Here is a 10,545-nt window from a genome sequence, read left to right as displayed (position 1 = left end):
TCACGCCGCAGACGAGCGATCTCGGCTGCTTGGTCGGAGGGGGAAGCCACCGGGCTCGCAGGCACGGCTCCCGGGGACCCTGCTGTCCGCGGTGGTGGGGAGCCTCCCATCAGTGCCGAGCGCCACTACCTCAGCATCGAGGGTTGGATCCCAAGTTCGGCCGCGATCTGCATCTGCGGCCGGCCGCTGCTTTCCAGCAGGGCCACCGCCTCGCGTTTGAACTCGGGCGTGAACTCGCGTCTCGTCTTGGCCATCAAACACCTTCCCCGCCCGTAACGAGCGTATCAGAGGCGTCCGTCAAACCGGGGGAGGATCAGCGGCTGCGGCCTGCTGAGACGGTCGAGGATAACTCGCCGTGGGAGAGTGGGTATTGCGAGAGCTTAAAAGGAAAGCTTCGTGACGAGTGCCTGAGGCAGGAGTTCTTCTACTCCCTTAAGGAAGCCCAAACCGTGATCGGCCTCTGGCAGAACACCTACACCCGCGTGCGGCCGCACTCATCGCTCGGCTACCGGCCACCCGCGCCTGTCACCTTCCCAGACCTGGCCTTCCGGCTACCGCTGGCCGCCGCCATGTAGTAACCCCTCAATCGGCCCGGTCCAAAATACTGGTCCGGTCAGACCCAGCACAACAGCTTCAAGGTGGACATCACCGGCAGCCAAGCGCCGCGAGAGCACGCAGAGGCCTTCACTAGGTCGGCGGAAGGCCTGTACGCGCTGGCGCTCCGGAACGCGCAGACGGCGGTGGTTTCGGCGCTCCTGTCCGGCGGCGGCGAACTACGGGCAGGCGTCAGGTCCTATCAGGGCATCATCGAAGCGGCTGTCAAAGCGGGGCGCACTTCTCTGGTGGTTTGCCGCGCTGATCGTCTGGAAGAGCCCGCCACACCTCACAGGTCGCATCCTCTTCTGGCTGAGCGGTCCTGTAGGGTGGGGAGGCCGGTTCCTGAGAGAGTACGACGAGGCCGTAGATCAGACCCGCTCCAGCGACGAGGAGCATGAGAGCCAGCGCCATGGCAAGCCAGCGGGACATCTCCTGATCTTAGCACGCCGCCGACATGGCGCCATCTGCTTTTAGGCAGGATAGCCGCCGGAGCGCGGCTGTCGAGATCCTGAAGCCTGCCGGGCCTACGCGATGGCAGCCAACAGCGGGCAGGCTTGAATCAGTGTGCGGGGCTGAACTTGGCCCCGTTCCAGTACAGGGTAGCGCCGCACGCCTCGGACCCGGCTTTGCCGCACGAACTGCCATGCAGGCCGAGCAGCATCGCCGGACGGCGCTTAATGGTGCGGAAGCGGACTTCCTGAACGTTTTCGTCAAGCACCTTGGTGTATCCGGCGCCGGTTGAGGCAAACACCTGGGTAAGGCACCCCGCCGAGCCGCAGTTCAGGTGTCCGGTATCCGGGCAGGATACCGCCTCATAGCTCAGCACGTAGTCGGGAATGCCATCGCCATTCACGTCCTGGCGACGGATGAAGCCGCTTCCGATCCTCGTGGGCTCAGGCTGGCACGAAGCTCTCGCCTCCGCGACGGCAGCCTGCACCGGAGCGGGCAAGGCCTCGGAATGCGCACCGGTAGCGGCAGCGAGAATCACGGCGGCGAGGGCGTAGCGCATGACTTCAGGATAGCCGCCGGGGCGCCGCTGTCGAGGCACGAGCTGGCCCTGAAGTACGCATAGATGGCGACGGTGTACCAGCCCCTTCGCGGTGGCGGCGAATTACGGGCAGACAGGAAGAGGTCACGTTCGGCGGATGCGGGAATGTGGCAGAAGCTTGACCATTGCAGGCGAATCAGATTTAAACTTGACTGTTGCCGATCGGATACAGCTTCCGATTGCCGCGAGGGCCTCTCAATGTGCGCTCGTAAAGTCTACTACATATTTTCGAATGTCGATGATCCGACGGCGTTTTGCGCGGTGCGGCAGGATCAGCCGATCCCGAGCTTCCTAGATGGACTGCGCTGGCAATTCGCAAGGACTATCCAAGTGCCGCTGGATAAGCCGCTAGGCTTTGATCTCGATGATGCTGAAAGCGCTACGCGCCGCGGCAGTATCTATTTCTTCCACCGCGAGTTCACCTTCGTCGCGGGCTGGCGAGAACTGGAGGCAGCGTAGATCGCGTCGTATGGCCCCTCGCATCCCGGAAAGTTGGCCGCCGGGATGGGGGGCGAGGCGGCGGGAAAGATCAGTGTAGCGTTTTGCCCGCAGCGACACAGAATGGCGCGAGACCATGCTCTTCGACCGCCGCGCAGAAGGCCTTGTAGGCGTCCTCCTCTATCGCGAAGCGATCCGGCCATTCGGTGCAGCCGCCTGACAAGTGTACAACCTCCAACCGCCACGAACCCCGCGTCCCCACGAACCGATAGATCTCCACCTCAACCGTCTCGCCTTCGCGTGTGATCGGGCCGGAGAACGGGGAGTGCTCGAAGTCAGGATCCTCGTCGTTCACGAATAGCTCCGTCAGGATCGCTTCTCAGTGTTGAGAGTGTGCGTCGGTTTCCCCACGGTCTCGTCGGCCTCGGATCCGGTCTCGCCGTCCGCCGTGGCCGCCTCAGCTTGCTCGACCCGCTTGGCGACCGCCAGCACGACGTGCTCCACGGACGGCGGCCACGGCACGCCGTTGTCCTGCAATATCCGGGCGGCGCTGACGAGCATCCTAAATTGCTCGGGCGGAATCATGGTGCCTGAGACCTGATGATCGATGATGCTGTCGGCGATCGCTGCCGCCAGTCCGGCGACCTCGGCCAGCTTATTGGGCTGTTCGCCGGCCGCTGTCATTTCAGATAGCCCTTCGCCTTCAGGTGCTCGGTGAGGAGTTTCTCGACGTAGGCGGCCATCGTCCGCGCATCCTCGGCGGCAGCCTGCTCTAGTGCCTTCTTCACGGATGGCAGGATCCGGAGGCCCAACGGGGCGGTTCGCGTCTCGCGGGCTTCGGGCATTGTTAGCAGATGCTAGTTTATGGCTCGGATGCCAGCAACTATAAGCAATCTGCTAGCAATCTGCTAGCAATAGCAAACGGCTCAGCGAAGGACTGGTACTCCCGCGCCGGGCCTGACCCTGCAACGCCTTGAGACCCGTCACATGGCTATCCACCATCCTACACCGCCCGTCGGCGGAGGTGAACGCCCGCGCTTGCCTACAGCACAGGTAGGACCGGTCACACAGGCCATCCGCGCGATGCGGGCGGCCGAGCAAACTATTCCATCCGGGAATAGTTACAGCGCTCTGCCTCATGGCGTCCGCGCCCTGTCCCGCACCGAGGTTGAGACCCTGGTCGAGAGCCTGATCGACATCCTTGACGCCATGGACGGCGACACGGACCACGAACCAGATTTGGATCGTGAGCCGGAGGCTCTGGACGCCCCCGCTGCCGAATGGACCGGGCGCGGCGCTCACCGCTTCAACGTCGGGAGGGCAGCATGAAAGAGCATCTCGCTTTCTCGACCCTCCTTGAGATCGAAGACGACGTGGCGAATATCGCTCGCTGGGCCGAGCTGATCAGCCTGTTGGGGTCGTCGCCCCATATGATCGAGCCGGGTGTGCTGCACGCTATCAGCCATCCGCTGACAGAACTCGGCCGGCGCGTGGATCAGCGCTGGAAGGAAGCCGTCAAGGCAACCTGGGGGCAGGCAGACGGCCCGTACAACCGCCGCGCCGCCCTCGGCGCCATCTCGCAGCCCCGATGACAGGCGGGGCCGTCACGGCCCATCCTTCCAGTTCGCCCCGGTCTGTGGCGCCTACCGTCTCTCCGAAGCTTGTTCGCCTTGTGGAGGCGAGTGAACGAGCGGAACGTGCCCTCTACGCCTATACCGATGAGGAGGAACGCGACGAAGGCTTCGGCTCGATAGAGGAGTGGAAGGCCGTCGTCGGGGCCGCCGGGCAGGCACACGCTGCCGTAGCCCTGTACCCCGCTTGGACCGGGGACGAGGTGCTGGTGAAGCTCCGGGCGATCCAGGCCAACACCACGGCTGACTCCGAGGCCGAGGATCTGCGCGACGACATCAGACGGAATGGCGGCCACGGCTACACTGTCGATCTGCTGCGCGGGCTGGCCATCGACCTGCTGCGCCTGACGGAGGGCACGCCATGCGCCTGATCTACGGCTTCCTCGCCATCCGCATGATCCGGCTCGCCCGGTACGACCTAGCCCGATCCGACATGCTGTACCGGAACGGTGATGAGGCCTTCGAGAGGTCGCGGGATCGGGTGCGGCAGGCCAAAGCTCCGGCCGATCGTGCCGACCTGCCGTCGCTGGCCTCAATGCGCTGAGGCCGACGAACGCAGCTTTGCGTCGGTTCAAGCGGCGAAGTCTGCCACTTGGTCGGCCGAGGGTTATTCGGGGGAACCAACTTTTGCTCATCCGTGAGCGAAAGCAGGCGCAGCGTCCACGCCCGTCCCTCAGCTAGCTGGGGGGCATTAAGCTTCGGGGCGAGCGTGGAGGTCGAGAGGAGACCTCGACCCGGCACTGGACGCAAGAATTATGCATCCACGCCCGCCCTCGTCGCTGAGGGGCGAGGCGGGGGCGGACTTGGATGACCAGCTAATTGCCGGCGGCGCCGCGTGAATGCGTGAAGGTGGACGTTTCAACGCAGAAAGAGGTGCCCGCACGAACGCCGCTCGCGCATCCCGTGCGAGCCTACCCCTTGGCCACGCACACCGTGATCGCGGAAGCGCCGGCAAAGGGACGGCCGGAGTCAGCGATCGCCTTCGCCGCCGCTTCGCACGCCTGCTTACTATTGAACTCGACGGATCCGACCGACGCGCCTGATCCGGCCAGCATGATGATGAGCACGTAAACCAAGGCATCCTCCCCGCTTCGAGGATGTCACCTACGCCAACGAACGTCGCTCGCGCATCCGGTGCGGGCGTCAGCTGTCACCGAGTGGGTTCGCTGTTACCCGCAGCGTTACCCCGGTCGGTTCGGCAGATTTTGAAAAGCTAGCTAAGTGATGGCGCGCCCGAAAGGATTCGAACCTCTGACCCCCAGATTCGTAGTCTGGTGCTCTATCCAGCTGAGCTACGGGCGCCTGGCACGTCGGCGGCGTCTTGGACCGCCGGTGCGAAGGGGCTTCTAGAGGCTCGGATCGGGCTTGGCAAGACGCGATCGGCAAGACGCGATCGACATGTCGGGATCGGCCCGAACCGGCCCGGCGCTACGGGGCCCGGGCGCTAGCCCGCACGCGCTCCTCGGCGGCGCGGATCGCGTCCGGGGTGCCGACATGGAGCCATTGACCGTCGAGGCGCATGCCGAACAGACGCCCGGCTCCGATCGCCCGGTCGAACAGCAGGTTGAGCGAGAAAGCCCCGTCCGGCGTCGCGGCGAAGAGGTCCGGCGTCAGGATCGCCACGCCCGCGTAGATGAAGGGCGCCAACTCACGCTCGCCGCGGCGCTCCAGGCGGCCGTCCGTGTCCATCACGAAATCCCCCGCGCCCTCGTAGCCGAGGCTGGTGGCGGTGGGCGCCACCAGCAGCAGGGCGTCCATGCGGCGCGCGTCCCAGGCGGCGATCAGCCGACGGAGATTGGGGGACGACCCCTCAAGCCAGAATGAATCCGAGTTGAGAACCACGAAGGGGCGCTCGCCGAGCAGCGGCAGCGCCTTGCGGATGCCGCCTCCGGTCTCCAGCAGCGCCGCACGCTCGTCGGAGACCAGGGTGGCGGGCCCCTCGGTCCGGCGGGCGAGGTGGCCCTCGATCAGGTCGGCGAGGTAGTGGACGTTGACGACGGCAGTGTCGATCCCGGCCTCCGCGGCCCGGTCGAGGGCGTGGTCGAGGAGCGCCTTGCCGGCCACCTCGACCAGGGGCTTGGGCACCGTGGCGGTCACCGGGCGCATGCGCTTGCCCAGGCCCGCGGCCAACACGAAGGCGTGGGTGACGGCGGGGGCGGGCTCGCTCATGCGGGAATCCGGTGGTTAGAGCACGATGCGGACACGGGGGGTCCGACTTTCCGAGATCATCCTGCGATCACACACGGTCGGAGATGCCGTCCTCGTGACGAGGCAGCCTCTCTAGGCCTCGGAAGCGGGGGCGACGAGGCCCGGCAGGTGCGCAGCATGCCAGGCCCGCAGGCCGGCGAGCGCCGGATGGGCGAGGTTGCGGGCGAGGTAGCCCTCGATCCGTGGCAGGTGGGCGAGGTAGCCGGGCTTGCCGTCGCGCCGGTCGAGCCGGGCGAAGATGCCGAGGATCTTGGTGGCGCGCTGGGCGGCCAGCAGGGCGTAGGCGGTGGCGAAGGCGCCGACATCGAAGGCCGGGTCCCGGCCGCGGCGCTCGCGGGCGTAGAGGCCGAGCAGCCGCAGCTCGAACTCTGCGCTGGCGTCGACCCGGGCATCCTGCAGCAGCGAGGCGACGTCGTAGGCCGGATGACCCATTACGGCGTCCTGGAAGTCGATCAGACCGACCCGCTCCAGCCCGTCGCGCTCGGGCAGCCAGATCAGGTTCGGCGAGTGGTAGTCGCGCAGGGTCCAGGTGGCCCGGTCCGGGACCGCGCCCTGCAGGGCAGCCCGCCACAGCTCCACGAACTCCGCCCGCGCGGCCTCGGACAGGGTGACGTTCCGGATCGCCGGGGCGTACCACTCGGGCATCAGCTCCGCCTCGAACAGCAGGGCCGCCGCGTCGTAGGGAGGCAGGACGTGCTCGATCCCGTCCGCCACCGGCAGCACCGCGGGCAGCGGGGTCGCGTGGAGCTTGGCGAGCAGGCGCACCGCCTCGGCATAGCGCTCGGGCCGGGGGCCGCCCGCGTCGACCACGGGCTCGCTGCCGAGATCCTCCAGGATCAGCAGGCCTTCGGCGAGGTCCTCGCCGTAGATCCGCGGCGCCGAGAAGCCCAGCGCCCGCAGGCCGCGGTCGAGCGCCACGAAGGCGTGGACGCTCTCGGCGAGATGCACGATCGCGCTGTAGGGCTTGCCGTCGCGGACCGCCGGTCCATCGGGGCGGGGCGGGGCGATCATCAGCACCGCGGTGGTGCCGTCGGGCTTCGTCAGGCGCTCGTAGGCGCGGGACGAGGCATCCCCCTGCATCAGGGTGCGCTCGGCGATATCCCAGCCGCTGCGGTCGAGGAGCCGGCGCACCGCGCGGGCCCTGTCCAGGCGGGGGCGCATGCCGCCGGAGCCGTCGATCCGGGCGAAGCGCGCCCCGTCGCCGAACTCGGCCCGCAGCGATAGGTCCACGGTGAGCACGGGGCCGTCGCGGGGCGGCATCCGGTCGGGCCACTCGACCAGGGTGATCGCCTCCTCGGCCATCTCCTCGAAGCCGAGTTCCACCAATTCGTCGGGGTCGCGCAGCCGGTAGAGGTCGGCGTGGATGATCGCGCGGCCGTCGCGGGCCGTGTAGGGCTGGATCAGCGTGAAGGTCGGGCTCGGCACCTCCAGCAGCGGGTCACCGGCGAGTTCGCGGATCACCGCGCGCGCCAGCGTCGTCTTGCCGCCGCCCAGGCCGCCCGAGAGCGCCACGACGTCGCCCGGGAGAAGGAACTCGGAGAGGAACAGGCCGAGATCCTCGGTGGCCGTCTCCTCCGGAAGCACGAATTCCCAGGGGATCGGCGGCGCGGATGTGCCCGCCTCCTCGACCGCCGTCTGTCCGTCCCGATCGTCCCCGTCCAAAGCCCGCCTCCGAGACCCGAAGGTGCATGGTCCGAAAACACGCCGCGGATGCAAGCGTTTCCGGCCGTGGATACGCGCTTCCCGCCTGCCCGGTGCATCGAAACCACGCTTCGCGACCCGGATCCCGGTCAACCGCGCGGGATGCCGTGGGCCCGGATCCGCGAGGCGAGGGTCGTCGGGCGAAGGCCGAGGAGTTCGGCCGCTCCGCCGGGGCCGGAGACCCGCCCCCCCGCCAACGCCAGGGCCGCGACGATCTCGGCGCGGTCGCGGGCGCGGCGCTCGGCCTCCGTGGGCGGGCGTCCGCCCGGTTCGGCGGTGGTCCGCGCGGAAGGGTCGGCCCGGCGGCCCGGCTCCGCGTCGGGCAGGTCGAGGCGCAGCCGCCCGCCCGCGCTGAGGATCGCCGCCCGCTCGATCACGTTCTCCAGCTCGCGCACGTTGCCGGGCCAGGCGTAGCGGCAGAGGCGGCGGACATCCCCCTCCGTGAGCCGCGGCTCCGGGATGTTGAGGCGGCGGGCGGCCGCCGTGAGGACGTGCTGGGCGATCGGCGGGATGTCCTCGGGCCGCTCGCGCAGGGGCCGCGCCTGGATCGGGAACACGTTGAGCCGGAAGTAGAGATCCTCCCGGAAGCGTCCGTTCCGGACCTCCGCGCGCAGGTCCCGGTTGGTGGCCGCCACCAGCCGCACGTCGACCGCGCGGGTGCGCGACTCGCCGACCCGCTCGAACGCGCGCTCCTGCAGCACGCGCAGCAGCTTGCCCTGCAGGTCGAGGGGGATCTCGCCGACCTCGTCGAGGAACAGCGTGCCGCCATCGGCGAGTTCGAACCGCCCGACCCGGTCGCGCAGGGCGCCGGTGAAGCTGCCCTTGGCGTGGCCGAAGAACTCGCTCTCGAACAGCTCCCGCGGGATCGCGGCGCAGTTCACCCGGATCAGCGGGCGCGCGCTGCGCCGGCTCGCCTCGTGGATCGCCCGGGCGATCAGCTCCTTGCCGGTGCCGGATTCGCCGGTGATCAGCACCGTCGCGTCGGTCCCGGCCACGAGGTCGACCTGCCGCAGGGTCGCCTCGATGGCTGCCGAGCGGCCGATGATCCCCTGGTGGTGGCTCTCGGCCCGGATTTCCTCCTTGAGATAGGCGTTCTCCAGCTCCAGGCGCTCGCGCAGGCTGTCGACCTCCGCGAGGGCGCTCCGGAGGCGTTCCTCGGAGTCCCGACGCTGGCTGATGTCGCGGAACACGATCACGGCGCCGAGCAGGCGCCCCCGGTCGCGGATCGGCGTCGAGGTGTATTCCACCGGGAAGGACGTCCCGTCGGCCCGCCAGAACACCTCGTCGTCGACCTGGTGCACCGCTCCGTCCCGGAAGGCCGCGTAGATCGGGCAATCCCTGTGGCGATAATGGCTGCCGTCGGGGCGGGTGTGGTGGACGGCCGCGTGCATGTCCTTGCCGACGAGGTCGGCGGCCTCCCAGCCGAGCATGCGCGCGGCGGCCGGGTTGACGAAGGTTGTCACCCCCTCCGCGTTGACGCCGTAGATCCCCTCGCCCGCCGCCCGCAGGATCAGCTGGTTGCCCCGCTCGATGTCGCGGAAGATGCGCTCCATCCGCTGCCACTCGGAGAGGCCGGCGCGCATGTAGGCGTCGGCCTCGCCGTCGACCTGCCGGCGGCGGAGCGCGTCGGGATCGGCGAGGGTCACGAGGAGGCGCGTCGGCGCGCCCGCGAGCGGGAAGGCGGCGACCTCCACCCGCAGGTTCCGGCCGGAGGCGTGGCGCGGGGTCAGGGCCTGCGTCCACCAGTGCCCCTTCGCCAGGGCGGCCTGCGTGAATACGGTCAGCGCCGGGAGCTGGCCGGGATGCAGGGCGCTGGCCCGTGCTCCGCGCAATGCGGTGCGGGGGTAGCCGAGCATCCGCGCCGCCGCCGGGTTTGCGTCTACGATCCGATCCGCCTTCGGCTCGACAACCAGCATCGCGTCCGGATTGGCCTCGAAGACCGGACCGAACTCGCCGGGCGCGGACCCGGCCGCTTCGAGGCTACGAGATTTCGTCATATGCTGACGATATCTCGTTTCCGACGAGATGTCGTGACTGGCAGTCCTTCGCGTAAAGTCCTTCGAAGACAGGGGTTTCTTCGGACAAACCGGCTGGCATACGGTTTGCCACTTCGAAGACGACCGCATGGACGGTCTTCCGCACCCGGCTCCGACCGATTCCCCCCTCCCGGTCGCCAGCGGGGTGCGCGCCCCGCGACGGGGCGGGGTGGGGCTGCAGCGCGTCCGCGGCCCCACCCGAACCATCCGGACGATCGAGCACGGGAGCCGACCATGAAACGCGAGGATCTGACCGAGAAGCTTCTCGACATCAAGCGCGAGAACGGCTGGACCTGGAAGCACATCCAGGAGCAGATCGGCGGCCTCTCGCCGATCCTGATCACCGCCGCCTGCATGGGACAGATGAAGCTGCCCAAGGCCCAGGCCAAGAAGGCCGCCGCGCTGTTCGGGCTCACGGCGGCCGAGGAGCGCATGCTCAACGAGCCGCCCTATCGCGGCTCGATCCCGGCGCTGCCGCCCACCGACCCGCTGATCTACCGGTTCTACGAGCTGGTTATGGTCTACGGCACGACCTTCAAAGAGCTGATCCAGGAGGAGTTCGGCGACGGCATCATGTCGGCGATCGACTTCAACATGGACATGGCCCGCGAGGCCAACAACAAGGGCGACCGCGTGAAGCTGACCATGTCGGGCAAGTTCCTGCCCTACAAGTACTACGGCAACGACGACGACACGCCCGAGTACGGCTTCAAGGAGGGCTGAGGGGCGGCGTCTTGGAAGCCAGCCGGTTTCGGCAGCAAGCTTCTGAGAAACAATGTTTTCCCTCCCCCGTACGGGGCGGCCCATCGCATGTGGAGATCGTGTTCCCCAGGGATCCGGGGTCGGCACGAGCGCCCGAACACCCGCCTAGTGATCCCGGGGCCGC

The 10,545-nt window shown here is 68.1% G+C and carries 12 protein-coding genes, 1 tRNA gene and 2 pseudogenes; 6 read left to right on the top strand and 9 right to left on the bottom strand.

Annotated features, from left to right (window positions below; genetic code table 11):
• Positions 1-254: pseudogene (locus Q8W67_RS17990) on the bottom strand (transposase); the annotation flags it as partial.
• 84 nt (positions 255-338) lie between these two features.
• On the opposite strand from Q8W67_RS17990, the pseudogene Q8W67_RS17985 reads away from it, so the two are divergent.
• Positions 339-575: pseudogene (locus tag Q8W67_RS17985) on the top strand (transposase); the annotation flags it as partial.
• A gap of 581 nt (positions 576-1,156) precedes the next feature.
• Here the strand turns inward: Q8W67_RS17985 and Q8W67_RS17980 are convergent.
• Positions 1,157-1,606 carry a hypothetical protein gene (locus Q8W67_RS17980; protein ID WP_305548051.1) on the bottom strand — a complete coding sequence of 150 codons (450 nt, stop codon included), beginning with the start codon at positions 1,604-1,606 and terminating at the stop codon, positions 1,157-1,159.
• A gap of 237 nt (positions 1,607-1,843) precedes the next feature.
• Between Q8W67_RS17980 and Q8W67_RS17975 the strand changes: the two genes are divergently transcribed.
• Positions 1,844-2,104, top strand: a complete 261-nt coding sequence (locus Q8W67_RS17975) for a hypothetical protein (RefSeq protein ID WP_305548049.1) — start codon at positions 1,844-1,846, stop codon at positions 2,102-2,104.
• Between the two features lie 70 nt (positions 2,105-2,174).
• Here Q8W67_RS17975 and Q8W67_RS17970 read toward each other — a convergent pair whose 3' ends face one another.
• Positions 2,175-2,438: a hypothetical protein gene (locus Q8W67_RS17970; protein ID WP_305548047.1), complete on the bottom strand. Its 264-nt coding sequence runs from the start codon at positions 2,436-2,438 to the stop codon at positions 2,175-2,177.
• A gap of 11 nt (positions 2,439-2,449) precedes the next feature.
• Positions 2,450-2,767, bottom strand: a complete 318-nt coding sequence (locus tag Q8W67_RS17965) for a hypothetical protein (RefSeq protein WP_305548045.1) — start codon at positions 2,765-2,767, stop codon at positions 2,450-2,452.
• 641 nt (positions 2,768-3,408) lie between these two features.
• Between Q8W67_RS17965 and Q8W67_RS17960 the strand changes: the two genes are divergently transcribed.
• From Q8W67_RS17960 to Q8W67_RS17950, 3 genes are all read left to right on the top strand, one after another.
• Positions 3,409-3,675 (top strand): hypothetical protein, encoded by a 267-nt coding sequence (locus Q8W67_RS17960; RefSeq protein ID WP_305548043.1) that lies wholly within the window; start codon positions 3,409-3,411, stop codon positions 3,673-3,675.
• Positions 3,676-3,755: 80 nt separating this feature from the next.
• Entirely contained in the window at positions 3,756-4,085 is a 330-nt protein-coding gene (locus Q8W67_RS17955) for a hypothetical protein (RefSeq protein ID WP_305548041.1), read from the top strand.
• Entirely contained in the window at positions 4,076-4,258 is a 183-nt protein-coding gene (locus Q8W67_RS17950; RefSeq protein WP_305548039.1) for a hypothetical protein, read from the top strand. Before Q8W67_RS17955 ends, Q8W67_RS17950 begins: the two co-directional genes overlap by 10 nt.
• Before the next feature lie 367 nt (positions 4,259-4,625).
• On the opposite strand, the gene Q8W67_RS17945 is transcribed toward Q8W67_RS17950, so the two are convergent.
• The 5 genes from Q8W67_RS17945 to Q8W67_RS17925 form a co-directional block, all read right to left on the bottom strand.
• A complete protein-coding gene (locus Q8W67_RS17945) occupies positions 4,626-4,790 on the bottom strand; it encodes a hypothetical protein (RefSeq protein ID WP_305548059.1) in 165 nt (54 codons plus the stop codon).
• A 149-nt stretch (positions 4,791-4,939) separates the two neighbouring features.
• Positions 4,940-5,016, bottom strand: a tRNA-Arg gene (locus Q8W67_RS17940).
• 126 nt (positions 5,017-5,142) lie between these two features.
• Positions 5,143-5,883 (bottom strand): nucleotidyltransferase family protein, encoded by a 741-nt coding sequence (locus tag Q8W67_RS17935; protein ID WP_305548036.1) that lies wholly within the window; start codon positions 5,881-5,883, stop codon positions 5,143-5,145.
• Between the two features lie 111 nt (positions 5,884-5,994).
• Positions 5,995-7,584: a tRNA (adenosine(37)-N6)-threonylcarbamoyltransferase complex ATPase subunit type 1 TsaE gene (gene tsaE / locus Q8W67_RS17930; RefSeq protein ID WP_305548034.1), complete on the bottom strand. Its 1,590-nt coding sequence runs from the start codon at positions 7,582-7,584 to the stop codon at positions 5,995-5,997.
• Positions 7,585-7,712: 128 nt separating this feature from the next.
• The gene (locus Q8W67_RS17925; RefSeq protein ID WP_305548032.1) at positions 7,713-9,620 is read right to left on the bottom strand and encodes a sigma 54-interacting transcriptional regulator; all 1,908 of its coding nucleotides are present in this window, start codon (positions 9,618-9,620) and stop codon (positions 7,713-7,715) included.
• Positions 9,621-9,893: 273 nt separating this feature from the next.
• Here Q8W67_RS17925 and cynS point away from each other — a divergent pair, with 273 nt between their 5' ends.
• Complete coding sequence (gene cynS / locus Q8W67_RS17920; protein ID WP_305548030.1) at positions 9,894-10,382, top strand: cyanase; 489 nt, start codon at positions 9,894-9,896, stop codon at positions 10,380-10,382.
• The last annotated feature ends 163 nt before the right edge of the window (positions 10,383-10,545 follow it).

Source organism: Methylobacterium sp. NEAU K (genome assembly GCF_030700285.1).
Classification (GTDB): domain Bacteria; phylum Pseudomonadota; class Alphaproteobacteria; order Rhizobiales; family Beijerinckiaceae; genus Methylobacterium.
This window is presented reverse-complemented; position numbering and strand designations above follow the sequence as displayed.